Annotated in this window: 23 protein-coding genes and 1 pseudogene; 10 read left to right on the top strand and 14 right to left on the bottom strand. The window is 64.8% G+C overall.

The features are described from left to right. Positions 1-347: 347 nt before the first annotated feature. Both H9639_RS15275 and H9639_RS15270 read left to right on the top strand, forming a co-directional pair. On the top strand, positions 348-620 hold the full coding sequence (locus H9639_RS15275; RefSeq protein ID WP_191808921.1) for a hypothetical protein: 273 nt from the start codon (positions 348-350) through the stop codon (positions 618-620). 93 nt (positions 621-713) lie between these two features. Continuing rightward, positions 714-1,526, top strand: coding sequence for a hypothetical protein (locus tag H9639_RS15270; protein WP_191808920.1), 813 nt, complete (start codon positions 714-716; stop codon positions 1,524-1,526). Positions 1,527-1,854: 328 nt separating this feature from the next. Here the strand turns inward: H9639_RS15270 and H9639_RS15265 are convergent, their stop codons facing one another. Further along, positions 1,855-2,736, bottom strand: coding sequence for a hypothetical protein (locus H9639_RS15265; RefSeq protein ID WP_191808919.1), 882 nt, complete (start codon positions 2,734-2,736; stop codon positions 1,855-1,857). A gap of 206 nt (positions 2,737-2,942) precedes the next feature. On the opposite strand from H9639_RS15265, the gene H9639_RS15260 reads away from it, so the two are divergent. Both H9639_RS15260 and H9639_RS17110 read left to right on the top strand, forming a co-directional pair. Then, the gene (locus H9639_RS15260) at positions 2,943-3,563 is read left to right on the top strand and encodes a hypothetical protein (protein WP_191808918.1); all 621 of its coding nucleotides are present in this window, start codon (positions 2,943-2,945) and stop codon (positions 3,561-3,563) included. 622 nt (positions 3,564-4,185) lie between these two features. Continuing rightward, positions 4,186-4,320 carry a hypothetical protein gene (locus H9639_RS17110; RefSeq protein WP_263598564.1) on the top strand — a complete coding sequence of 45 codons (135 nt, stop codon included), beginning with the start codon at positions 4,186-4,188 and terminating at the stop codon, positions 4,318-4,320. A gap of 577 nt (positions 4,321-4,897) precedes the next feature. Here H9639_RS17110 and H9639_RS15255 read toward each other — a convergent pair. The 6 genes from H9639_RS15255 to H9639_RS15230 all read right to left on the bottom strand — a co-directional run bounded on the left by H9639_RS15255 (position 4,898) and on the right by H9639_RS15230 (position 10,728). Further along, complete coding sequence (locus H9639_RS15255) at positions 4,898-5,596, bottom strand: 8-oxoguanine DNA glycosylase OGG fold protein (protein ID WP_191808917.1); 699 nt, start codon at positions 5,594-5,596, stop codon at positions 4,898-4,900. Between the two features lie 141 nt (positions 5,597-5,737). Then, on the bottom strand, positions 5,738-6,199 hold the full coding sequence (locus H9639_RS15250; RefSeq protein WP_191808916.1) for a ribose-5-phosphate isomerase: 462 nt from the start codon (positions 6,197-6,199) through the stop codon (positions 5,738-5,740). Beyond that, a complete protein-coding gene (locus H9639_RS15245) occupies positions 6,196-7,029 on the bottom strand; it encodes a triose-phosphate isomerase (RefSeq protein ID WP_318242118.1) in 834 nt (277 codons plus the stop codon). Before H9639_RS15245 ends, H9639_RS15250 begins: the two co-directional genes overlap by 4 nt. Further along, on the bottom strand, positions 7,026-8,777 hold the full coding sequence (locus H9639_RS15240) for a dihydroxyacetone kinase family protein (protein ID WP_191808915.1): 1,752 nt from the start codon (positions 8,775-8,777) through the stop codon (positions 7,026-7,028). The genes H9639_RS15245 and H9639_RS15240 overlap by 4 nt, the downstream gene beginning before the upstream one ends. Before the next feature lie 89 nt (positions 8,778-8,866). Continuing rightward, positions 8,867-9,862 (bottom strand): 3-hydroxyacyl-CoA dehydrogenase family protein, encoded by a 996-nt coding sequence (locus H9639_RS15235; RefSeq protein WP_191808914.1) that lies wholly within the window; start codon positions 9,860-9,862, stop codon positions 8,867-8,869. A gap of 149 nt (positions 9,863-10,011) precedes the next feature. Next, positions 10,012-10,728 (bottom strand): GntR family transcriptional regulator, encoded by a 717-nt coding sequence (locus H9639_RS15230; protein ID WP_225219650.1) that lies wholly within the window; start codon positions 10,726-10,728, stop codon positions 10,012-10,014. A 233-nt stretch (positions 10,729-10,961) separates the two neighbouring features. Between H9639_RS15230 and H9639_RS15225 the strand changes: the two genes are divergently transcribed. The 5 genes from H9639_RS15225 to H9639_RS15205 all read left to right on the top strand — a co-directional run bounded on the left by H9639_RS15225 (position 10,962) and on the right by H9639_RS15205 (position 15,121). Continuing rightward, positions 10,962-12,380 carry a GntP family permease gene (locus tag H9639_RS15225; RefSeq protein ID WP_225219684.1) on the top strand — a complete coding sequence of 473 codons (1,419 nt, stop codon included), beginning with the start codon at positions 10,962-10,964 and terminating at the stop codon, positions 12,378-12,380. A gap of 41 nt (positions 12,381-12,421) precedes the next feature. Next, entirely contained in the window at positions 12,422-13,192 is a 771-nt protein-coding gene (locus tag H9639_RS15220) for an SDR family NAD(P)-dependent oxidoreductase (RefSeq protein WP_191808911.1), read from the top strand. Positions 13,193-13,233: 41 nt separating this feature from the next. Continuing rightward, positions 13,234-14,184, top strand: coding sequence for a sugar phosphate isomerase/epimerase family protein (locus H9639_RS15215; protein WP_191808910.1), 951 nt, complete (start codon positions 13,234-13,236; stop codon positions 14,182-14,184). A gap of 185 nt (positions 14,185-14,369) precedes the next feature. Next, a complete protein-coding gene (locus tag H9639_RS15210) occupies positions 14,370-14,867 on the top strand; it encodes a DUF2975 domain-containing protein (RefSeq protein ID WP_191808909.1) in 498 nt (165 codons plus the stop codon). Beyond that, positions 14,867-15,121: a helix-turn-helix domain-containing protein gene (locus tag H9639_RS15205; RefSeq protein ID WP_191808908.1), complete on the top strand. Its 255-nt coding sequence runs from the start codon at positions 14,867-14,869 to the stop codon at positions 15,119-15,121. Before H9639_RS15210 ends, H9639_RS15205 begins: the two co-directional genes overlap by 1 nt. Before the next feature lie 10 nt (positions 15,122-15,131). Here H9639_RS15205 and H9639_RS15200 read toward each other — a convergent pair whose 3' ends face one another. The 6 genes and pseudogenes from H9639_RS15200 to H9639_RS15175 form a co-directional block, all read right to left on the bottom strand. Continuing rightward, positions 15,132-15,608 carry a helix-turn-helix domain-containing protein gene (locus H9639_RS15200; protein ID WP_191808907.1) on the bottom strand — a complete coding sequence of 159 codons (477 nt, stop codon included), beginning with the start codon at positions 15,606-15,608 and terminating at the stop codon, positions 15,132-15,134. Positions 15,609-15,684: 76 nt separating this feature from the next. Next, complete coding sequence (locus H9639_RS17105; RefSeq protein WP_263598563.1) at positions 15,685-16,944, bottom strand: hypothetical protein; 1,260 nt, start codon at positions 16,942-16,944, stop codon at positions 15,685-15,687. A gap of 539 nt (positions 16,945-17,483) precedes the next feature. After that, positions 17,484-17,885 (bottom strand): annotated as a pseudogene (locus tag H9639_RS17305) (ATP-binding protein); the annotation flags it as partial. 209 nt (positions 17,886-18,094) lie between these two features. Further along, positions 18,095-18,937 (bottom strand): alpha/beta fold hydrolase, encoded by an 843-nt coding sequence (locus H9639_RS15185; RefSeq protein ID WP_191808904.1) that lies wholly within the window; start codon positions 18,935-18,937, stop codon positions 18,095-18,097. Between the two features lie 42 nt (positions 18,938-18,979). Continuing rightward, positions 18,980-19,840: an alpha/beta hydrolase gene (locus H9639_RS15180; protein ID WP_191808903.1), complete on the bottom strand. Its 861-nt coding sequence runs from the start codon at positions 19,838-19,840 to the stop codon at positions 18,980-18,982. 85 nt (positions 19,841-19,925) lie between these two features. Further along, positions 19,926-20,870, bottom strand: a complete 945-nt coding sequence (locus H9639_RS15175) for a DMT family transporter (RefSeq protein WP_404799767.1) — start codon at positions 20,868-20,870, stop codon at positions 19,926-19,928. Positions 20,871-20,992: 122 nt separating this feature from the next. Here H9639_RS15175 and H9639_RS15170 point away from each other — a divergent pair, with 122 nt between their 5' ends. Beyond that, complete coding sequence (locus H9639_RS15170; protein ID WP_318242117.1) at positions 20,993-22,435, top strand: aminotransferase-like domain-containing protein; 1,443 nt, start codon at positions 20,993-20,995, stop codon at positions 22,433-22,435. Here the strand turns inward: H9639_RS15170 and H9639_RS15165 are convergent. After that, positions 22,425-22,907 (bottom strand): hypothetical protein, encoded by a 483-nt coding sequence (locus H9639_RS15165; RefSeq protein WP_191808901.1) that lies wholly within the window; start codon positions 22,905-22,907, stop codon positions 22,425-22,427. The two genes, H9639_RS15170 and H9639_RS15165, sit on opposite strands and share 11 nt — an antisense overlap. Between the last annotated feature and the right edge of the window lie 28 nt (positions 22,908-22,935).

Genomic DNA, 22,935 nt, shown 5'->3' with positions numbered 1-22,935 from the left:
GTGGTTTACCGGCCATGATCCTGTCCTGGGAGCAGGTCCGATCGACGTCTGCCGCGCTGATGGGCCGGCACCGGCGCTGCGTATGTTGAAGCAAGCAGAATAAGGGGGCCTACTCCTAGGCTGCACCGCCGGCTAGTTGTACTCAGACAGCACGTTAGTTACACGGGGTGATGGGTGCTTTGCCTCCGAGGCTGCCGTGTGGGCGTTGGCCGTTGTAGCCCGTGGGTCATGGCCTGCTGGACGATCTGAGCCGTTGATGATGACACTGAAGACAACTGCCACAGATCCAGTCACGAAGTACCTGCATAAACATATCTCTCTTTAATGACAGGGCTTACAGGCGTGGGGTGTATGCCCAGATTGAAGATCGAGATGGACTCCAACAACACCCCGCCCGCGATCGCAAGACCAAGCAGGATGCGCGTGCCTGGGCAGGATATGTCGGCACGAACCACACGACCGTACTGCGTCAGACTGAGTCACCGCTGGCCCAAAAGCTTCTCGGTGAATGGGTCAGCGCGCGGCAGCTGATCAACACCCTCAATGACCACCCGCTGATCGGTGCGGACGACGGCGACTTCGTCCTTGGCGAATCCGGCTTCAACGCAGATACTCAGTAGAGATTCAACCGGACTAGCGACTTTGTCGAACTGGCTCTGATTACAGATTTCCTGCGGATGTTCACTCCCCTCACACCAGGAGAAACACCTACGGTGAGCAGCTACACGCTGAAGCACACTGCTGAGAAGTTCCTTCGCGCTCAATGCTCCTATGTCTCCAACGGCCGCCTCATTTGGGCGGCGGCAGCGCTGGGGCTTCCGCTGGTCGCAGACGGCGGGCTGAACTTGTTGATTGGAATATCTGAGCAAGAACATGGTTACGTCAGGCGCATCGTCATTTCAGAGAGCCAGCCCAAAGCGCACCACTACCGGCCCGCGGGGTTCACACACTTGAAGACAGCCCTTGAGCAGTGTGCGGCCGGTGAGCTTGTTGTGAGTCGCTTGCAGATGCCAACGCCGTCAACGGAGGTTTATCCGTTCCACGAGTGGCTGATCCAGCCAGCAGATCGCGATGACATAGTAGGCGACCTAGCCGGCGATTACTTCGACGGAATCGAGAGCAGCTCCCACCGCATCGCTGTCAATGCTCAGGATCTGCTGGATATCCTTCGGGAGATTTCAGCCATACCGACAGCGTTTGACGCAGCGTTGGAAGCGATCGTTGAGTGGGCGAGGACCGCGCCGCCGGAGCTGATCGGGGGACATGAGTCTCCCACCGAGGACATGAGCAGTACCGAAGAGGCCGTTCCAGGTTGGGGCGTAGGTGCAGGGACGATCGAGCGTCTTGAATTTCTGTGCCCCTGTGGCCGCGGGTCCATGATCGAAGAGCATGACAACATACCTGGATTCCGCGAGCACGACGTCCACATCGCCTGCGGCAAGTGCAACCAGGCGTGGCGCGGTGTGCCAGGTCTCCCGATAAGGGGCTGGCGCGTCGAGCCGAAGCCCACCGGAGCAGGCGGCTAACACAGCGTCTGAAAGCTCGCCTCAAAACAGAACCCTCACCTGGTGGACGGAGGTGGGATTCTGTTTTGAGGCGGGTATCGCCGCGCTGAAGGCATCGTGATGTCGTTCGAGCTCTACAACGTGCCGCGGCCTCTGATCTAAGTCATCGAGATAGCCCACACCGTTCCTGAGTGCACAGCGGAGGGCCAAAGCTCCTCGTTGAGCGACGCCGCTGCAGGGCTCAGCCTCAACCCCGATGACTACCGCTGATGGCATGCCTTCGGCTAACCGGCCCTCAAACCGACTCAAAAACACGCCGGGCCGCGGGGCGCCTGGGCCAGACGGCTCCCTAGGACTGTCCGTACTCGGTTTCCCCGTAGAACTGGGCTCCTTCGATTTTCATGCTGCCGTCGGCAGTCCTGCCAACCAATGCGGTCCATTCCCCGGAGACCCGGTAGACGCTTTCAGTCTCCGGAATCTCGGAGTCCACTCGGGGGTTCGCGGCGGCGAAGTCCTTGAAAGCCTCCGGGGAGACGCGGTAGAGGACTTCGAATGCTAGGGGGACCTGGAGGTATTCGCCGTTGTCTCCGACGATCGCTGTGCCGATGCTCGGATCCATCTGAACGCGCACGGACGCAGCACGCGGCTTCCCGTCGTGGACGAGCTGGGGAATGATCGGAGGTAGCCCGTCTGCTTCAGAGGCTGTTACGAGAACCGGACTGGGGACCGCGAACAAACCGGGGTCGCCGAGCATAGCCGGACCGAAGTACTTCTCGGGAGCCCCGGATCTGCGCCACTCGTCCACCCCTTCACTGCCGGTTTCCAGGGCAACAGAGTCAAGGAGTTCAGTGACGCCGTACTCCGAAACGAGCCGAAATCCTTCCATGTACTCTTCGCGGGTCCACCCGGCTCCCTCCAAGACCCTGTAGTTCCGGTCCCATTCCGCGGCTGCACCGGTGACGTCTCCAGGTGCCAGGACAATCTTCTGGTAGGTCGACCCGTCCGGCGCCGTGACTTTATCTCCATTGATGATGTCGAAGCCGTTCTTCTCCCATTCCGCTTCCTTGTGGTCGTCGGCCGTCAATGACGGCGGAGCTGACGGAAGATGGGTCGGAATGCCGCTTCCTTCGGCCTCGGCGGGCGTGGAAGTGCACGCGCTCAATACTGCCGTGGAACCGATGAGGACTGTGATGGCCGCAAATTGACGGGCAGCTATTGAGATTTGAGACATGGCGTGGAATGTACCAGAGTTGCCCCGGCGTTCTTCGCTAATATTCGGATAACCCCAAATGTGACGTCGGGTTTGCGAAATGCAGTCGGACTTCACAGAAATAGTTTCGACAGGAACAGAATCAGTGCGGTCCTTGACGACGATCTTGGACTCATCCACGGACATCGAGGCTCAGCCCTCGGGACCGGGACCTTTACCAGTGCGAAGTGGCCATTGCAGCTGCAAGGCCACAAGCCTTCGTCTCCGGATCGGTGGGCAGAACAACCCTCAGAGAACGTCTTCGCATCGGTGTGATCCGGGGGAAAGTAGCAGCAATCGCATCTGAAGTGCTCGCCCTAAAGAACTTCTCTATGGTGTACGCAGAGCCGGCCGCAGTGAGCTTTGCCTTCTCCTCGGCAGCTGCAGCCTTGTCGACTTTGGCAGGCTCATCTGCGCCGCAAGCGGTAGCGCCGAACAGCAGGCCGGCGGACAGCACGATCGTGCTGCAGATCGCCGCGGCTGCGGCGATTGGCGCCTTAACCGGAACCTTCTGGAGCTTCTTCGGATCGCCGTACGCCCAACAGAATCGTTGGGCGATGTTCTCACGCCCCTCGTTGACCTCAACGCTGCCGCGGCCGGAGGCCTGGGGAGGATCTCATCTCTGGATTGAAGGCCAGTTCACCAGCCAGTTGAATTTCAGAGTAACGCCCACAGCGGACCTCATCGTCACCTGTGCTGTCGACGCGGCCCGTTTTGCAGCTGTGGGCTTACTTCGGCAGACGAGTTCAGCAGCCGTCTCGGAGCCACCGGCGTGGCTGTTGCTTACCAGGGACCGATGTACTCCCTAATCCCACAGAAGTGAAGATGCAGGATACCAAGACGGCTGTCGGTCTACTGGTTGCCAGTGGTGCCGCCGGCGGCGCATCCGTTCCTACTGCGGTCTCGTCTCCGCAGGAGGTGAAACTCAAAGCCGGCAGCGACCGGCCGAGGGCGAACCTCTCCATTGGGGAGAGCCCAATAACCGGTTGGCCGGCAGCCCATATCGACGGAGCAGCCATTGGACGAACGAGCAGCGGCGGTCCTTGCATGTTGTATCCAGAGGTACCCCAGGCACGTGATTTGAGATCCCCTGAGAGCCCATCCAATGATGCGGCCGGGGTCATCGACGGCAACGCGATCCTGGTTGCGGGACAGTCTGGGTTCCGGCTGGACACCGCCCCTCAGTGAGGGTCTACCGCAGGGATCCACAGGACAACCGTCGCACTGTCGCGGGATCCGTGGCTGTGACCTCGATTCAGAAGCTTGTGGCCGCGCAGGGCGGGGTGGCACCGCAGGGGCGTCTCCGACTTCAACGCACGCATTGGCGCCGAGGACCACTACGACGACTGCCTGGTCGACTTCCGGGTCAGTTGAACCTCGGCTACGGTGGTGCCTACATGGCCTACCCCAGCTAGACGGAAGGGGGATGATATGGGCGTCATCACCGGATGGCATGTCCTGGTCGTCCTGGTCGTAGCCGCGCTGATTGCCGGCGTTATCTACATCGCACGCAAGGGAGTCCCCAAGCGGTCCGTCCGCAGAGCAGCCCACCGCGACGAAGAATGAAAACGCCCCAGAACACCAATCTCCGGGGCCTTATTCATGCCCGAAGCCAGCCTGCTGAGCGTAGACGGCATCCACCACACTCCTGATGCAACGTTTTCCCGGTAAGGACACGAGACGCACTTGCTTTGCGCGACTGCGCCGGATGGGATGACTGTTGGTGGACGGACAGAGGAGTAAGACAGGCAGGGTAGTTGTGCTCCCTATATGTGTGGAAATCAGAGACCATGCCGAACCCGCAGAACACGGCACACAGGACCAGAGGAGACCAAACCAGCGGTTCTGATGCTCAGACCAACTGAACGCTTCATTCTCAGGAACGGAACTGCGGGCTGAGGCCTGGACTCGCACGAGGGCAGCGGCCCCCGTCACTAGGACACTGCCGCGACCTGCCTATGGATGAACTTTCCACCGGCAACAAACAGGAGCGTCATGAAGCCGGGAAAGACAGTCAGGACGCCTGCCATGAGCAGCCGAGCGGCTATCCGTGGGAGAACGGAGCTTGCTCCGTCCAATCCCGCACAGGCTGCAGCAGCCCAGCACGGGCGTCCGGTGTGTTATCCATAGATCCCGTACAGCCCTACTTGCGGGTGAACAGAGTGAATTCGATTTCGTCGGCCCGCACTTTACGTGCACCGTTGATCTCTTCGGTGGCCAGGTCCGCCCAGCGGCTTATGAAGGAGCAGTACCGGCCGTAGGCGTCCGGGTACCAGCCGGCCTTTGGGGCGCCCGGCCAAGCCTCATGCAGGCTGCCTGCCACCACCTTGTCCAGAATGACGTAGCGGGGCGGGATGTCCGGGCCCTGGGCGAAGTAGAGAAACTTGGTCGAGAATGCCGGACCGAATTGGGGGATCCGGGCCTTGCCTCGTGACGTGGTCAATGTGCTGTAGACGACCTCGGCAGGCTCACCGCTGCGGACTGCCGTCCAGGCTTCCGTGAGCAGCTTCGCAGTATTCTCCTGGTCCTCGGCCAGGCCGTCGAGTCGCTTGTTGAACTTCCGGGCTCTTTTGCCGAGCCCCCAGGCCAGGGAATAGTAGAGGAGCTGGAATGCGTTCTCCGGGGTGATGTCCCTGGCACCGAGCTCGAAGACAACGCGTCGGGACACATGTCTCAACCCCGGGCTCGCCAGGATACCTTCCAGAGAGGGTAGGCCGCGGTCTGCCAAAGCCTTCTGCCATCGGCTGGCGTCTACTTGTATGGACTGACCCATGACGGTTTCTTCGCCGGGCAGGAAACCGGAAACGTAGGACGGCAGAGGGGTATTAGCAGCAATGGGCATGGCGCGACTCTACATCGCGAAACCGGAATGTCAGTGGCACCCGGCACGCAGCTCCCAAGGCAAGACAGACAAGCAGTGCGGAAACATCCCTTGATCGACGTGCGCCTGGTTTACGTGGGTGCCGGAACTTACGTTGCAGGCTCAGTTGCTTTCGTAGCCGCTGATGGCGTCCACCTTGGCAGCAGAGGCGCTGTCCGGGTCGAAGACGTAGCCCAGCCATTCGCTGGCGAGGCGGCGGGCCAGTTCAATGCCGACGACCCGCTGGCCCATGCAAAGCACCTGAGCATTGTTACTCAGCACAGACCGTTCCACAGAGTAAGAATCGTGGGCTGTGACGGCACGGATTCCCGGCACCTTGTTCGCGGAAATAGCCACTCCCAGACCCGTGCCGCAGATCAGCAGGGCGCGGTCGGCTTCCCCGGACGCGACTTTGCGGGCCGCATCGACCGCCACATGCGGGTACGGGGTATTCTCCGTGCCGGAGACGCCGACGTCGATCACGCTTTCCACCCTCTCGTCCGCTTCCAGGTCCCGGCGCAGGACTTCCTTGTAATCGAATCCGGCGTCGTCTCCGCCGATCACAATCCGCAGTTTCTTACTCATAGGGGTTCTCCACTTCCTTGCTGCTGTGTTGTTGTTGTGCCCTGCGCAGTTGTACCTGCGGGCGTTCCGGTGCTCTGCCAGGTCTGCCCGGAGGCGATATCCAGCAGCCGCAGGTACCCCTCGACCTGCCAGGCGGCGCGTCCCACGAACAGCCCGTCCACGTGCTGGATGCCGAGCAGCGCCGCGGCGTTGTCGTGTGAGACTGAACCGCCGAACAGCAGCCCCGCCACCCGGCCGCCATAGTTCCTGGCAAGGGCGGCGAAAGGTTCGTGGAGTTCCTCCGGCTCGGCCGGGCGTCCAGCCGAGCCAATGGCCCAGATAGGTTCGTAGGCGATGAGGACGCGGGCAAGTTGGTCCTCGGATAACCCGGCCAGGGCGCGTTCAGCCTGCGCTGTGATGAAGCTGGCGGAGCCCCCGGCCTGCAGAACCTCAGCCGGCTCGCCGACGCACAGCAGGGGGATAAGTCCGTGCCGCAGAGTCGAAGCGACTTTCAGCCGCACCGTTTCATCGGTCTCGCCGAAATGCTCACGCCGTTCGGAGTGGCCGATTTCCACCAGCCGTGCACCGGCGTCGGCTGCCTGCGGAACCGAAATCTCCCCGGTCCAGGCACCGGCGTCTTCCCAGTGGGCGTTCTGGACCCCCAGAATCACCCTGCTGTCGCCTGCCGCTGCCTCAGCCACGGCAGCGAGCGCAGTGGCCGGCGGGATGACGAAGGGCTGGATGTCACCGAGGGGCCGGTCATTGAGGCCGGCGAGCAAATCTGCTGTGTACCGCCTGGCTTCGGCGATACTCTTGTTCATCTTCCAGCTGGTGCCGATCCAGACGGTCACGTCAGCTCCTGGGCCGCATCAGGAACGGATTGCAGGAAGGTACCCAGCGCCTCCATCAGCACGGAGAAGGACCAGGCACCAGGATCCGGGGTACCAAGGCTTTTTTCGCCCAGGATCCTGGAACGGCCCCGCCGAGAGGTGATGTCCGCAGTGGCTTCAGCGGCTTCCCGTGCCACGGCGGCGGCTTTCAGGACCGACCCGGACAAATCCGACGTCGCGCCAAACTCAGTCTCAAGAGCATTTCGGAAGGGCAATGCCGCATCAACCATGGTTTTGTCGCCCGGCTGCGCCCCGCCCAGCCGAACGATGGCGCCAATGCCCGCGGCCAAGGCCCGGACGACGTCGCCCGCCGTCACGCTTTGGGCGTCATCGAAGACTCCGCCAGCGGCTGTCAGGGCTGCCCCCCACAACGCCCCTGACGTTCCGCCGGCTTCCTCCGCCCAGGCATCCCCGGCATGCAGCAGCACAGTGCGCGCACCGGCACCCTGCGCAGCCGCGTCCCTGCCGGACGCTGCGGCTCCGCGGGTGCCGTAGGCCATCCCCTGGCCGTGGTCCCCGTCGCCGGCGGCCGCATCGAGCCGGCCGAAATGCTCTTCATGGGCCGCGGCAGTGGCCTTAAGGACCTCGAGGGCCTCCACAATCCGCTGCGCGGAGGCACGGGAGCCGGCAGCGGCCTCTGGAATCGGGTCCTCGCCGGGAATATGGATGCCTGACCGGGCCGGAGCTTCCGGCAGAGCTGAGGCGGCACCGCGGCGGAAGGCCGGGGTGTCGGCGGGAGCCAACCAGTATTCTTCGAGTTCTTCGTCGAGGAACATAACAGTCAGGGACAGGCCGGCCATGTTCAGGCTTGTCACATGTTCACCGACTTCCGGTGCCACCACCTGGATGCCCTTCTCGCCGAGACGTTCGGCCACCCGGCCGTACACCACGAAGAGTTCCTCGTATTTGACGGTTCCGAGGCCGTTCAGTATTACGGCCGCCCGGCCGTTGTAGCCGGATCCGCTGCGCTCGGGCTCTTCCGCCAGTACGCCGTCAAGCAGCAGATCGGCGATGTCCGCTGCGGTTCCCATCGGCACCTCCCGGATACCCGGTTCACCGTGAATCCCCAGGCCGACGGCCATTTCGCCCTCCGGCACGTGGAACAGCGCTTCCTCGGCTCCGGGCAGCGTGCAGCCGTCGAAAGCGACGCCGAAGGACCTGGTTGCGTCGTTGGCCTTCCAGGCCACCCGCTCCGCCTCGTCAAGGTCCGCCCCGGCTGCGATCGCAGCCCCGGCAACCTTGAACACGGCCAGATCGCCGGCAATGCCACGGCGGTCCCGATGGCTCCCTGCCGGGCCGGACGCGATGTCGTCGGAGACCCGGATGATTCTCACATCCACTCCCTCGGCACGGAGCTTCTCGGCTGCCTGGCCAAAATGCAGGACGTCGCCGGCGTAGTTTCCGAATCCAAGCAGCACGCCGCCGCCGTTTTCCGCCGAACGGGCCACGGAATAGACCTGGGACGCGGACGGGGAGGAAAAGATGTTGCCGCAGGGTGCGCCGTGTGCCATGCCCGGACCGACCCAGCCGGCAAAGGCGGGGTAATGCCCGGACCCGCCGCCGACCACCAAGGCGGGCTGGTCCTTCGGCGTCTCGGTGGCGCGCACCACTCCGCCGTGCGCAAGCATCACGTGCGCTGGGTACGCGGCGGTGAATCCGCGCAGGGCGTCGACGGCGAAGTCAGTGGGATTGTTCAGTAGGTAAGTCATGGGGTTCCAGCCTCAGTTGTCTGCGGTCCCCGCCGGGCGGCAGTGCTGTCTAACTCCGCCCGCCCGGCGGAACTAAAGGTCAGCGTCGGTCAGCCGGCATGCGGAGCAGTTGGCTCTGCGGCACGGCCGGCCTCTTCGGCAGGGCTGGGGCCGAGTTCCTTGAGCAGACCGGCCATGGCGACGTATGCCTTGTTGCGGTATGCCACGAGGTCCTGGGTTTGATCAGCGGGGATTTGCAGGAAACCGGCGCCGGACTTCGTCCCCAGTTTTCCGGCGTCGACCAGGTCCTTGAGGATGTCAGGGGTCGCGAAGCGCTCCGGGAACGAGGTCTGCAGCGAGGCATAGCAGAAGGAATAAACATCGAGACCTGCCATGTCGGCGATGGCAAACGGGCCGAAGAAGGGCAACCGGAATCCGAAGGTGGTGCGGACGAGGGTGTCAACGTCCTCCGCGGACGCAATGCCTTCCTCAACAACCTGCGCCGCCTCGTGGAACAGCGCATACTGCAGCCGGTTGAGAACGAAACCGGTGACATCCTTGACCACAGCGGCCTGTTTGCCGGTAAGGGCGACGATCTCCCGGGCCGTCTGCACAGTGTCCTCCGAAGTGCCCGCGTGCGGAATGACCTCAACACCAGGGATGAAGGGTGCCGGATTCGAGAAATGCACGCCGAGGAAGCGTTCAGGATGGTCCACGGCTTCGGCCAGGGTGGCGATCAGAATCGTCGAGGTGTTGGACCCGATGACCGCTTCGGCCGAAGCGGCGTCGCTGATCCGGCGGAGCGTGGCGTGTTTGATGTCAAGGACCTCGGGCACGGCTTCTTCGATGTAACCGGCATCGGCGACGGCCGCTTCGATGCTCGGAGCGGCCCAGAGGTTCGCGCGCAGCAGGTCCACGGCGTCCGCCGGGAACAGGCCGTCGGCCACGAACTGTTCCGCCTCGCCGAGGAGACGGTCAAGGTTTTTTTCGGCGACTTCCTGGGAGACATCGGCCAGGGCGACGCGCGCCCCGCCGAGGGCAAGCACCTGAGCGATGCCTCCGCCCATGTATCCGGATCCGACTACGGCCACTGTTCGCTGGGTCATGGATTTCCTCCGAGGCAGGCATTGGCAGTCCCGGACGAAACGACGACCGGGCTGATTCGTGTTTCCTATAGGATCATCCATGCGTCAGTGTGTGATGTCAACCACAGCTGCCGGTTGGAGCGTCGCAGCCCGCGCTGCGGATGCGTTCCCTAGTTGTGCCCGTGTGGGCTGTCGGTAACCACTTCATGTTCCCGTTCGCGGGCCGCCCGCTCTCTGACGCCGGCGATGTGTCCTGCCATCGCCCGGCGGGCGGCGATGGCGTCACCGGCGCGCATGGCTGCCAGGATGGCACTGTGCTCCTCGATGGCGATCCGGGCGTCACGTACGCCGGTGCCGCCGAACAGCCGGAACCGATGGGCGTGGCCGCCCAAGGAATTGTAGGCTCCGAGCAGGAAGCGGTTGCGCGTCTGTTCGACAATGAGCCGGTGGAAGCGTTCGTCCGCCTCCCAGTAAGAGCTGTAATCGGAGAACTGCGGTCCGTTCGGCGCGCGGCGGAGGTCATCTATCGACCGTTCGAGCTGCCCAAGGAAGGCATCATCTGCGCGGACACAGGCAACTTCGGCATTGTGCGGCTCGATCAGCAACCGGGCCTCCATGAGGTCCATAAGCTCCGCCTGGCTCAGCATGGGGGCAACCCGGTAGCCCCGCAGGGCCGCCCGGACCACCATTCCGGTAGCTTCCAGTCTGGCCAGGGCCTCCCGGACGGGGGTGGGGGAGACGCCGAGTTCGCGGGCGGTCCCGTCGATGCTTAGCGGGTCTCCGGACTCGAGCTTGCCGTCCATGAGGCGGGCAAGGATTTCCTTATAGACCTGATCTGCCAGGACGCTGCGCTCAACCCATTGCCCGCCCGTACCTTGCCTGTCCATGCTGCTCCCACCGCTCGCGTCCGCCATGCCTCAAATTCTCCCACAGGGGTGCCAAGCCCATGCCCTGGACAGGGCTGGTACCGGAGGCCGCAGGGGCGCCGCGGGGCTCGGTGCTCCGCTGGACAGGCAAAAAATATCCTATAGGGTTTAGTCAGATCTGTTCATTGTGGCCTGCAGCACACTGCCGCACGCCAAGAGCTTTCCGCGCGATCAAAGGTGTTCACGCTATGCACATGCTTCCTGCCGCCGTTCCGGCGGAAACACTCGTTCTGGCCGACCGTCCGTCCTGGGCGCTGCTCATCATCGCTGTGGTGGCGATCGCGGCCCTGCTGTTTATGATCATCAAACTTCGGGTCCATGCATTCTTTGCGCTGATCATCATCAGCGTCCTGACCGCGCTTGCCGCCGGCATCGGCGTCGGCGACGTGGTAACCGTGGTGGTTGCCGGGTTCAGCACCACGGTGGGCACCGTCGCCCTGCTCGTGGGTTTCGGCGCCGTCCTTGGGCGGCTGGTGGAGGTTTCCGGTGGCGCCCAGGTGCTCGCGGATGCCATGCTGCGCCGCTTCGGAGAGAAACGCGCCCCCCTGGCCCTCGCCGTCGCGTCATTGTTCTATGCCTTCCCGATTTTCCTCGACGCCGGCTTCATCGTGATGCTTCCCATCATCTACACCGTGGCACGGCGCCTTGGCGGCTCTTTCATGCTGTACGTGCTCCCATCAATCGGCTCGTTCCTGATGATGCACGCACTGACTCCGCCCCACCCGGGTCCCACGGCTGCAGCAACCGTCATGGGCGCCGACGTCGGGACAGTGATCCTGGTGGCGTTGCTGGTTGGCCTGCCCGCCTGGTACCTCGCCGGTTACCGCCTGGCCCTGCTCATCGCCAAGCGCTACCCCAACATGCCCGTTCCGAACCTGCTCGGTGAGGCGGAACTGGATGACGACACTCCCCGTCCGGGTTTCTGGACCATCATTTTCGTACTCCTGCTGCCGCTGTTCCTGATTTTCTTCAACACTCTCTTCAGCACGCTCGAAGTGGGCGGCACGGTCGACGCCGAGAACTTCCTGTTCCAGCTCTCGCGTCTGATTGGCAGTACCCCCATTGCCCTGCTGATCGCGACCCTGGCCGCGATGTACCTGCTTTACATCCGCCCGCGCCGGGGCCGCGGGACCATTGGCAGCGCACTCGAAGATCTGGTCGACCATGCCCTTGCGCCGGTCTGCTCCATCATCCTGATTACCGGCGCCGGCGGTGCCTTCGGCCGCGTCCTGACCGAAACCGGGATCGGCGGCACCATCGCATCCGGACTCGATGCCATGGGCCTGCCCGTCATCCTCGCCGGGTTCCTCGTTGCCGTTGCCTTCCGGGTGGCACAGGGCTCGGCAACCGTAGCCGCCACCACGGCGGGATCCATCATGGCGCCCGCGGTCATGGAACTCGGGGTGTCAGGGGTTGGACTGGCCGCCGTCGTCGTGGCGATCGCGGCCGGATCGATCACCTTCTCCCACGTCAACGACTCCGGGTTCTGGCTCATTGGCAAGTTCTGCGGGTTCGACACCCTCACCACCCTGAAGACCTGGACGGTGGTCGGTACAGCGATCGGCTTCCTGTCCTTTGGCCTGGCCTGGGTGGTCTACGCCATCGCGGCGTAGCCCCGGCCCTCATCCCCGCTTCCCCTACTGGAGGAGTCCCCATGCACCACTTTCCCGACCAACGGACCGCCGTCGTAACCGGAGCCGGCGGCGAACGCGGAATCGGCCGCCACGTTGCCCGCCGCCTCGCCCAGGAAGGATGGGCGCTGGCCGTCCTGGACGTTGATGCCCCCGCCGTGATGGCGTTCGCGAAGGAGCTCAGCGCACACTCAGCGCAGCCCGTCCTCGGCCTGGCCGCCGACGTTGCGGACCCCGCAGCCGTGGATGCCGCTTTCGCCCGGATCGACGCCGACCTGCCGCCGGTGCTGGCACAGGTCAACCTGGCAGGGATCGCCAGCCCCCACACCCTTTTCGAGCTGACCAAGGATGTCTGGACCCGGGTGATCGACGTCAACGCCACCGGCACGCTGCTGATGATGCAGGCCGCTGCACGCCGGATGATCGACGGCGGACATGGCGGGAGGATTGTGAATACGTCATCGATCACTGCCTATGACGGGGGCGGAACGTTCTCGAAAGCCGGGTATGCCGGGGCAAAGGCGGCCGTGCTGGGACTGACCCGGGGAGCCGCACGTGAACTCGGCCCCCATGGAATCACCTGCAACGCGATCGTTCCCGGTCCGATCGACACCGACATCATGGGCGGTCCACTCAGTGATGCGCGCAAGGCCGCACTGTCCGGGGACATTCCCGTACAACGTGTCGGACATCCGTACGAAGTCGCCGGCCTGGTCAACTTCCTGGTCAGCGCGGAAGCCGGCTTCATCAGCGGCGGCTCCTACTTTATCGACGGCGGCAAACACATGGTTTGATCCGAACCGCCGCCAACAACCCCCACCCGAGGAGAAGATACATGACATACACACCTGAGACCTGGCCCATCGGAGCCGCCCTGTTGAATTTCACCGGCGTGACAGCGGACGGCCGCGACCGCACCCTGGCAGGTCCCGGCGCGTGGCGCCAGACCCTGCGCGAGGTTCGTCTTGCCGGATTCGACCATGTCGACCTGACTGACTCCTGGGTCCGTGCCGCAGACCTGGACGCCTCGGGCCGGCGGGAACTGCTGAACACAGCACGGTCCTACGACCTGTCCTTCTCCGACCTGGCCGTCACGCGCAAGAGCGTGATCACCCCGGATGAAGAACAGGCCCGGCGGAACATGGACTACACCAAACGCGCCATCGACGCCGCCGCCGATCTGGAGGCCCCCATGGTGTGCGTTGGGCTGCATGATCCGTTTACCCCGGCGCAGAAGGAGGTAACGTGGTTCTGGCTGGCCGAGGGCGCCGAGGACGTGGAGACGCCCGAAAACCGGGACAAAGCCGCCACGCGCTTCCGGGAACTCGGCGAGTATGCAGCCGAACGAGGCGTGAGCCTGTCTCTGGAGATGTACGAGGGCACCTTTCTCGGCACCGCGGACAGCTCCGTGCAGCTCGTCACAGCGGTCGACCTGCCCAATGTCGGACTGTGCCCGGACATCGGCAACATCGTCCGCCTGCACCGGGAGGTGGAGGACTGGCGGGAAATGCTGACCAAAATGCTGCCCTATACGAACTACTGGCAGCTGAAAAACTACTTCCGTGACTACGACCCGGCCACCGGGTCCTACGCCTCCGCCCCGGCGCCACTGGCCTTGGGGTTCATCAACTACCGCGAGGCCATCGGTATGGCGATCGAGGCCGGGTTCGGCGGACCGATGTGCGTGGAGCACTACGGAGGTGACGGGCTGACCGTTACCGCAGCCAACCGGGACTACATCCGGGACATCCTGCGGGCAAAGCTGCCGGAAGATCAGCCTGCTTAACCGCAGGAGTGCAAGAGCGCGGCCAGATCCATCTGGCCGCGCTCTTTCTTTATCCCGGCAGGCCTGCCCTGCTGCGGAACGCAAGCCGTGATGCCCAGCGGCCTGATCGCCGCTGGGATCTGCGCCCACCGCCCCATCTCTCGAGAATCGATCTATCCTGATTGTTATTCGAGAAGGAGATCGACATGGGAAACCCGACAATCCTTGTGCTGCGCATCCTGATGTCGGGTGTGCTGGCCGGAACGGTGTTCGTCCAAGCGGTTATGGTGCCGCTGCTGGGAGTTGACCTGAGCGAGGCGGGGCCGGACTTTGCGGCCATCCGGGTGCCGGTGCTCCTCGTGGTGCTGCTGGGCATCGTCACCTTCCAGGTAACGCTGATCTGCGTCTGGCGGCTGCTGACCATGGTGCGGCGGGGAACCGTGTTCTCCGCCGCTGCCTTCCGTTGGGTGGACATCATTATCGGCGCCGTTGCGGCAGCCGCCGTCCTGACAGTGGTCCTCGGCTGCCTCCTGGCACCCGGGGAGACAGTAGCCCCCGGAATCGTCCTGTTGATTGGCGGGATTGCCGTGACGATCGCCGGCGTCGCGCTGGTCGTCGTCGTGATGCGGGCCCTGCTGGCCCAGGCCGTGGCCACCGACGCCAGGGCCAGGGATCTGCGCAGCCAGCTCGACGAGGTGATCTGATGCCGATCATCGTGGACATTGATGTGATGCTTGCCCGCCGCAAGATGCCGGTTGGTGTTCTGGCGGAACGGATCGGCATCACCCCGGCCAACCTCGCCGTGCTGAAGAACGGGCGGGCCAAAGCCGTACGCTTTACCACGCTGGCAGCGCTCTGCGAAGTGCTCGACTGCCAGCCGGGTGACCTGCTCCGCTGGGTTCCCGACGACGGCGAGGACGCTGCCTTCCACGGTGAGGCGCGCTCGCAGGCCGGATAGCGTGCCCTGATTAGGGGACGGAACCGGTGGGTTCGCCGCCCAGCTCAGCAGTCTGCAGCTGCCGGCGTGAAACAACCCCGAGTTTCCGGAACACCTTTCGGAGATGGTAATCCACCGTGCTGGAACTGACGAACAAACGAGCCCCGATGCCGGCGTTGGTAAGGCCGGCCGCCGCCAGCCTGGCAACGGAGAGTTCCTGCGGAGTCAGGGAAGCTGCCGGCGCGGATGCGCTGCGGTCACGGCTGTCTCCGAGTGCCGCGAGCTCCCTGCGGGCACGATCCGACCAGACCGGGACACCGAGCCGCCGGAAGATCTCCAGCGCCTCGCCCAGCTGCAGTGCCGCTGCGTTCCGGCGGCGCCGGCGGCGCAGCCACTCCCCGTAAAGCAGACGAGTCCGGGCGGTGTCCATTTCCAGTGCAGGTTCGCCGAATAGCTCCAGCGCCCGCTCGAAGTGGGCGGCGGTTCCGTCCTCCGCAAGGAGCGCCATGGCGCGTTCCACACAGCCCGCAGCCCACCTGCTGGTGGAATGCCGGGTTTCGGCCTGGAGATGTTGAAAAAGCCGGTCAGCGGCCTGCTGGTCTCCTGCGCGCTGCGCTTTCCAACAGGTCAGGCACAAAGAGCGCCCCGGAAAACAAGGGATCGCCGTACCCTATGTGCTGGGCGGCATCCCAGGCTTCAACGTAGCGGCCCTGGGCCTCCCGCAGCAGCACGGTGCCTATTCGGCGTGAGGTAACGCGGATCCCGTACCCGGCGGCTCTCGCATCCGCCGTCAGGGCATCCTCACGCGCGACAACTTCGCTCCCGAGCCATCCGGACAATGCCGGCGTCGAGAGCACCATCCGGGCATACGGATCCGGCAGTCCCATGCTGGACATCAGTTCAGCCAAGTCGTTGAGCTGCTCACTGGCCTCCCGGATCTTCCCCTGCAGGGTGTCAAAGTGCGCTCGGAGGAGGCCGATGCGGCACCGGGGCAGCACGGCACCGCTGTTTAAGGCGGTGCGCTCGGCACGCGCGAGGACTGCGGCCGCTGCCACTGGTTCGCGGAGAAGGAAAGCAGCATAGGCAATATGCATACAGGACTGCAGCACGTCTTCAACAGGTGTCTGGGGTGCCGCTGACTCCTGGACGGCGCTGCGTACCAAGGGCGCGGCGGCTGCGTGTCCGTCCAGAATAAGCGTGCTGAGGGCATTCAGGCCGCGAGTGGGAAGGTCCGTGCCCGGGTGCAGCTGGCAAATCAGCCGGGCCTCGGCAGCAGCCTCCTGTGACGAGGTCTGCTTCACCAGGTCATCGGCCTGAACCAGAGCCCAGAAAACCATGCCGACGGCTTGTTTTGCACGTGCAGGGGCAGCTGTCCGGAGAATTCTGGCCGCAGCCAGCAACTGCGGAGCGCGGTCGGCGAATCCGGCGCCAGGCACCAGAATGTCCAGCTCACCCTGGACCAGCAGGAACCGTCCCCTCGCGACGTCGTCGAACCCCTGAAGCCGGAGGGCCCGCAGCAGGGCCCCAGCCTGCGCACCCGAACCGGCGGCGACTGCGGATTCGGCGGCCGCCAGCAGCCGAAGGTTCTTGTCCGTGCCGGCGGAGGAGAGGGCGGCAGCTCGAAGCAGGATCTCTGTCCGTGCTGGATATCCGCCGTGCCGTGTCGCCAGATCTGCAGCTTTCTCGAGTTCGCCGGCAACCTCGTCGTCGGGTCCGATGGTCGCCGCTGCCCGGTGCAACACCCGCCGGTACGTGTCCCCGCGGCGCTCTGCCGCCTCTGCCAGATGCCCGTGGACACCGCGGATGTCGTGGCTGGAGGCACTGTTATGGATAGCCGAGCGCACCAGGGGATGGTCGAAGGAGACGGCTGCGCGCCGACACGGGCCAGTCCAGCCAATTCGGCCGCACGCGAGGCATCTTCCCGCAGGCCCATGGACTTCCCCGCGGCCGCGATCGCTTCCAGGTCCCCGTCGGGTTCCGTGGCGGCCGTCAGGAGCCACTTCCGGGTTTCGGAGGGAAGGCAGCCGTCTTGCCGGAGATAGTAGCCGGCCAGTCGCTGACCCACCGGAACGGGATCAGGCAGGAGCTCCTCCCCGCGCAGTTGCTGCGCGCTGAGATCCGCCAACAGGTCCAACATGGCCAGCGGATTTCCTCCCGTGGCCGTGATGAGGCGGTCAGCGACCCGCCGGTCGAGTGGTGTCGGTGAGGCGCCGGCGAGCAGCTTGAATGCAGCCTCGCGGCTGAGGCCCGTGAGGGTGCGGCCGGGCAGATCATCCAGCGTCCCCGGCTCCCTGCCATTGGCGCGTACAGCAAACAGCAGCGCGATCCGTTCAGCTGTGAGGCGCCGCGCGGCGAACGCCAAGACCTGAAGGGAATCAGGATCCACCCACTGTGCATCATCGATGAAGTACAGCAGCGGTGCTTCGCGGCAGAGCACGCCAAAAAGATCCAGCAGCCCAAGGCCGATGAGGGACCTGGACGCCGCTGGGAGGCCGGGCCCCTCGTCAATCCCGCAGGCTGTAACGAGCGCGGCGCGATGAGCCTCAGCCAGCTGATCAAGTGCGCCCCGGTGAGCCAGAATTATTCTCTGCAAAGCCGCGTAGGGGAGATTCGCTTCAGCTTCAGCTCCGCGGACCAGCCGCATTCGGAGGTGCGGATTTTCAGCGGCAACAGAGGAGACCAGGAACGTCTTTCCGACGCCGGCGTCGCCACGCAGGACACCCGCTTCTCCCCGCCCTGCCTGCGCTGAGCTTAACAATGCAGTGAGCCAGGCTCTGTCCCCCATCAGATCTGAGGAGGTCTCCGGCGGCCCTAGGCCGTCCACGAAATCTGTCCGTCCATGAAATCCCGATTTCTGCGGCCCCCGGAAACACCGTCCGGGGCGACGATAGCAACCGTAATTCACAGAGGACAGAGAATACCCCCGAATTCCTCGGTTCCTTTTTTCCCCGGTCCGCGGCAGCGGCCGTGCGGACCGGGGAAGAGGGACGGGGCCTACCGTGCCGCTTTCTTGATCAGCGATGTGACGGCAGCCGGATTGCTCAGCATCGGGACGTGTGAGCTTTTCACCTCCACCGTCGTCGCACCCGCCCGCTTGGCCATAGCCCGTTCGGCCTCCGGCGGGATGATGCGGTCCCGGGAGGCGACCATGTACCAGCTGGGAATGGTCTTCCAGGCCGGTTCGCCGGAAGGCGTTACCAGGGTTGCCAGTGCTGCCGGCCGCTGGGAGGCTGCCATGAACCTGGCCTCCGCCCGCGGCAGGTCCTGGGCAAAAAGCTGCGGAAAGTAGGCCGGATCAATGTAGGCGTCACCGTTGCCTTCGGCGGCCCCGGGGAAGGGGCGGACGATGAGGTGATCGACCACTTCCGTGTGACCGCCGCCCAGCGAGAGTGCTGCCTGTACCGTCTCGCCTTCGTCGAGGGCGAAGGCGGCGATGTAGACGAGCGACTTTACATTCGGGTTGCCGGTGGCGGCATTGGTGATGAGGGCCCCGCCGTAGGAATGACCCACCAGGACCACCGGCCCTTGGATAGTGCCGAGGAAACTGCGCAGGTACTCGCTGTCATATTGGACGTCGCGGAGGGGATTGGAGAAAGCGAGGACCGGATAGCCATCCTCCTGGAGTGCCTTTCCCACCTGGGACCACCCGCTGGAATCCGCGAACGCCCCGTGGACAAGGACCACCGTTGGTTTGGGTCCGCCGGCTCCGCCCCCATGCCTGCCGTTTTGTGTGTCCGCGGTAGACGCCGGTGAAACACCCAGGATCAAGGCGAGGACTAAGGCCGAGGCGGCGGCGAGGGCGGGTGCCCATCGTCTTTTGTTCCAGGGACGCGTCATGGCAGTTTCCTTTCGTTGGTTCCTGCAGCCGGGCAGGGCGACTTACGCCGGCCGTTCCTCGCTCTCGGTTTCAGGCGGAGTCGGGCGGGTTCCGGATTCCGCATTTTTAAGCGCCCAGTCCAGGGCATAGTCTGCAACCGCTTCCCAGCCCGGCTCTGCGCAGGTCCAGTGGGATCGGCCGGCAAACTCGTGGTAATCGGTGAGGGACGGGGATTTCGCCCAGTGCTTGGCATTGGACTTGTTGACGGACGGCGGCATGATGTGGTCCTCACCGCCTCCGATGAACAGCAGCGGAGCCCTGTCGCCGGAGTAGTCCACCCACGTCTCCTGGTGCCCGGGCTGAAAATTGGCAAGCAGGCCGTAGGCCCATACCCAGTGCCCGGGAGCCGGGATTGCGTACCGCTCGTATGCTCGGTCCGATTCTTCCCGGCTGATTGTGTTGGTGAAGGCGTAATGCCATTCCTCCGGCGTGAATCCGACAGCCTTATGGAAGTTGGCGGGGTTCTTCAGTGCCGGGAAAAGTGAGCGCGCCTGGGACAGCGGGGTAACCCGGACACCCTCGGTGGGGGCGGAGTTAATCGCGGCCCCTGCGGCGCCCAGCCCCCGGGAAAGGAGCATCTGGGTCAGCAGCCCGCCGAAAGAGTGGCCCATAATGATGGGCGGGCGGGGCAGAGCTTCGACGACGGAGGCCAGATAGTCGATGGTTTCCGGCACGGTGGCGTCTGCAATGACTTCGGGGTGTTCGCGCAGAGCCTCGACCTCGATCTCGAACCCCGGGTATGCGGGGGTGAGGACGGTGAACCCCCGCGCTTCATAGTGGGTTTTCCAGGCTTCCCAGCTGCGCGGTGTGACCCACAGTCCGTGGACCAGCACGATGGTGTCGGGGTTGGGAGAACTATTCATGACGGCAAGCATGGCGGCAGGCCGGCCGGAACACATCACGCGGAATGCGTAGTCCCCGGTGCGGCAACCGTCCCGTCAACTACGTTTACGTAGTCGCCGGATGACGGACCGCCGGACGGCGGCCCACCCGGCTCCGGACGGCGGCGCCCGCACAAGCCACGATCACCACGGCGCCGATCCCGTTCGCCAGGGTAAACGCCTCGCCGAGCAGGAGCGCGGCCCACGCCAGCGTCAGGAAGGGCTGCAGCAGCTGAATCTGGGAAATCGCGGAGATCGGTCCGATTCCCAAACCCCGGTACCAGGCGAAGAATCCCAGGAACATACTGATCACGGCCAGATAGCCGAAGGCCAGCCAGGCGGCGGGTGAAGCATGAGGGAATCCGGATGCCAGGCCCATTCCGGTGGGAATCAACATGAGCGGAAACGCCAGAACCAGTGCCCAGCAGATGGTCTGCCAGGCGCCGAGCTCCCTGGCCAGCAGCCCGCCCTCGGCATAGCCGAAAGCGGCGAGCACCACGGCGCCCAGCAGCAGGAGATCGCCGGGGCCCAGCCCGCTGAATCCACCCGCATCGAGCAGCACAAAACCCACGGCAGCGCCGGCGCCGGCCAGCGAGGCTACCCAAAACCGTGCGGAAGGGCGCTCCCCGGCGCGCAGGACAGCGGCCACTGCAGTAGCAGCGGGCAGCAAACCGATGACCACCGCGCCGTGGGAGGCCGGTACGGACTGCAGCGCGAAGGATGTCAGCAGCGGAAAACCGGCCACCACGCCCGCCGCAACAACGGCCAGACGCACCCACTGGGATGCGCCGGGGCGGGCCGAACGGGTTATCAGGAGCACGGCGGCCGCGAGGACCGCTGCTATGACCCCGCGGCCCCCACCGACCAGCAGCGGATCCAGGTCTTCCACCGCAACCCTGGTGAACGGGAGCGTAAAGGAGAAGGCGAGCACGCCCAGGAAGCCAAACAGCGGCCCCCGTGGGAGGAGCGGGCGGCCCGCGGCACGGTCCTGAGCGGATAACGGTGGTGTCAGAATGCGAGTAGCGCTATTGTTGGTCTTCACTACTCAGAGTAGCAATGTGAACCCGGGTTGAAAATCCTTTAAATAAATCCGCAATAATCCCATGGATAATCCAGAAATTTGAGGCGTAGACCGTGACATTGGACCCGGAGCCGGCCTCGCCGGCTCGGCTGGAAGCCGAACTGCGTCTGTTCGCCGGTTCACACCCGGCAGGAAGCCGGCTGCCGACCACCCGCGAACTGGTTTCCCGGCACTCCGCCAGCCCGGTGACCGTGCAGCGGGTGATCCGCAGGCTGGCCTCGGAGGGGCTGGTGGAAACCCGGCCAGGTGCCGGGAATTTCGTCGCCCGCCGCACCGCAGTGCGGCACGCGGACTTCGCCTGGCAGACGACGGCGCTGGGCCCGGCACGCACGCCGCCCAACCCCGTCGGGGCCACCCTCCAGGCAACCCCGGAAGGCAGCGTCGCCCTGCACAGCGGCTATCCGATGGAGGATCTGCTGCCAGCCAGGCTTGTCCGCTCGGCCATGGTGCGTGCGGCCCGCGGCGGGGAAGCGGTGGAGCGGGTTGACCCGGCGGGACTGCCCGCGCTCCGGCGCTGGTTTGCCGGTGAACTGACTCGGTCCCGGGCCGAGGCTGCGCCGGTCAGTGCGGAGGATGTGCTCATCACCCCGGGCGGCCAGAGCGCACTGGCCTCGGTCTTCCGGGCACTCGCCGGACCGGGCGACGCTGTCGTGATGGAATCCCCCACCTACTGGGGTGCCATCGCCGCAGCCCGCCAGGCCGGGCTGCGGATCATTCCCGTGGCACGCGGTGCAAGGGCTCCGCTGTCCGGCGACCTGGAGGAGGCGTTGGCCACCAGCGGTGCCCGGATCTTTTATGCGCAGCCGCACTTCGCCAACCCCACCGGAACCCTCTGGACCGCAGAAGACCGCGCCGCCGTCCTGGACCTGATGCGTGCCCGCGGCACGTATCTGGTCGAAGACGACTGGGCCCGGGACTTCTGCATCGACGCCGACCTCGCCCCGCTGGCCGCGGACGACCCGGACGGTCACGTGGTCTACGTGCGGTCGCTGACCAAGAGTGTGTCGCCCGCGGTCCGGGTGGCTGCGCTGGTGGCCCGCGGGCCGGCACGGGCGCGTCTGCAAACGGACCGCACCGTGGATGACCTGTACGTCAGCGGGCTGCTCCAGGCCACCGCCGTCGACGTGCTGTCTTCCACCGGCTGGGACAGCCACCGGTCCCGGCTGCGGGCTGAGCTGCGGACCCGCAGGGATGAACTCGCCCGGCAGGTCAGCACACATCTGGGGGCCGGTGCGCTGACGCTCCTTCCCAAGGGAGGCCTCAACCTCTGGGTCCAGCTTCCCGACGGCACGGACACCAGTGCGCTCGCCGCCCGCGCCCGTACAGCAGGCGTCCTGGTGGCACCGGGCGCTGACTGGTTTCCCACGGAATCGGCGGGATCATTCCTCCGCCTGAACTACGCCGGTGCGCCCCCGCACCAGTTTGGTCCGGCTTTGGCGGCTTTGGCCTCGGTGCTCGACGACGGCACTTCGGCAGTGGGCGAAGCTATGCCGTAGCCAGCGTCCAGGCCAAAGCCGTATGAGCGGTGTGGACCGCGGTGAAGGCCGCTGCCGCAGCCAGATACATCCAGGGGCGGTAGCCGGAGACAAAGCGCAAAGTGGAACCCAGTCCAACTCCGCACAGCCAGACGAGCGGCACCCAGGCAGGGGCAGTGAAGCCAATCAGCGACGTGCTCCAGGTGCTCGCCGGAGCCCAGATCACGGCCGCCCAGGCACCCGCGTACAGCAGGACTCCGGCTGTATACACGGCCAGCGCCAAACGTGGGGCCGGCAGCGGCATCAGGACAGGAAGCACCACCACCACGGTCCGGAGCAGGACCTCACTGACTAAAAGCGCAGCCGGAATGCCCTCATTAAAACTCTCCGGGAGGTAGGCGGGCGGAAGTAGCGGGGTCAGCGCGGCATTCAGGAGCAGTGCAACCAGGACCAGCCAGAACCGGTTCCGGACCCAGGGTAGCAATGCCGCCATGCCTGGGCCCTTCTGCCAGTCGTTCCGT

It is taken from the genome of Arthrobacter gallicola, from assembly GCF_014836775.1.
Lineage (GTDB): Bacteria > Actinomycetota > Actinomycetes > Actinomycetales > Micrococcaceae > Arthrobacter_B > Arthrobacter_B gallicola.
Note: the sequence above shows the minus strand (reverse complement) of the source record. Positions and strands in the feature narration are given on the sequence as shown.

What these genes read in the sequence shown, in the direction of transcription:
- H9639_RS15215 (WP_191808910.1), top strand. Translation starts at nt 13,234, where the DNA reads ATGACATACACACCTGAGACCTGGCCCATCGGAGCCGCCCTGTTGAAT.
- H9639_RS15220 (WP_191808911.1), top strand. Translation starts at nt 12,422, where the DNA reads ATGCACCACTTTCCCGACCAACGGACCGCCGTCGTAACCGGAGCCGGC.
- H9639_RS15210 (WP_191808909.1), top strand. Translation starts at nt 14,370, where the DNA reads ATGGGAAACCCGACAATCCTTGTGCTGCGCATCCTGATGTCGGGTGTG.
- H9639_RS15185 (WP_191808904.1), bottom strand. Translation starts at nt 18,937, where the DNA reads ATGACGCGTCCCTGGAACAAAAGACGATGGGCACCCGCCCTCGCCGCC.
- H9639_RS17110 (WP_263598564.1), top strand. Translation starts at nt 4,186, where the DNA reads ATGGGCGTCATCACCGGATGGCATGTCCTGGTCGTCCTGGTCGTAGCC.
- H9639_RS15205 (WP_191808908.1), top strand. Translation starts at nt 14,867, where the DNA reads ATGCCGATCATCGTGGACATTGATGTGATGCTTGCCCGCCGCAAGATG.
- H9639_RS15200 (WP_191808907.1), bottom strand. Translation starts at nt 15,608, where the DNA reads ATGGCGCTCCTTGCGGAGGACGGAACCGCCGCCCACTTCGAGCGGGCG.
- H9639_RS15180 (WP_191808903.1), bottom strand. Translation starts at nt 19,840, where the DNA reads ATGAATAGTTCTCCCAACCCCGACACCATCGTGCTGGTCCACGGACTG.
- H9639_RS15250 (WP_191808916.1), bottom strand. Translation starts at nt 6,199, where the DNA reads ATGAGTAAGAAACTGCGGATTGTGATCGGCGGAGACGACGCCGGATTC.
- H9639_RS15265 (WP_191808919.1), bottom strand. Translation starts at nt 2,736, where the DNA reads ATGTCTCAAATCTCAATAGCTGCCCGTCAATTTGCGGCCATCACAGTC.
- H9639_RS15255 (WP_191808917.1), bottom strand. Translation starts at nt 5,596, where the DNA reads ATGCCCATTGCTGCTAATACCCCTCTGCCGTCCTACGTTTCCGGTTTC.
- H9639_RS15165 (WP_191808901.1), bottom strand. Translation starts at nt 22,907, where the DNA reads ATGGCGGCATTGCTACCCTGGGTCCGGAACCGGTTCTGGCTGGTCCTG.
- H9639_RS15235 (WP_191808914.1), bottom strand. Translation starts at nt 9,862, where the DNA reads ATGACCCAGCGAACAGTGGCCGTAGTCGGATCCGGATACATGGGCGGA.
- H9639_RS15240 (WP_191808915.1), bottom strand. Translation starts at nt 8,777, where the DNA reads ATGACTTACCTACTGAACAATCCCACTGACTTCGCCGTCGACGCCCTG.
- H9639_RS15225 (WP_225219684.1), top strand. Translation starts at nt 10,962, where the DNA reads ATGCTTCCTGCCGCCGTTCCGGCGGAAACACTCGTTCTGGCCGACCGT.
- H9639_RS15230 (WP_225219650.1), bottom strand. Translation starts at nt 10,728, where the DNA reads ATGGACAGGCAAGGTACGGGCGGGCAATGGGTTGAGCGCAGCGTCCTG.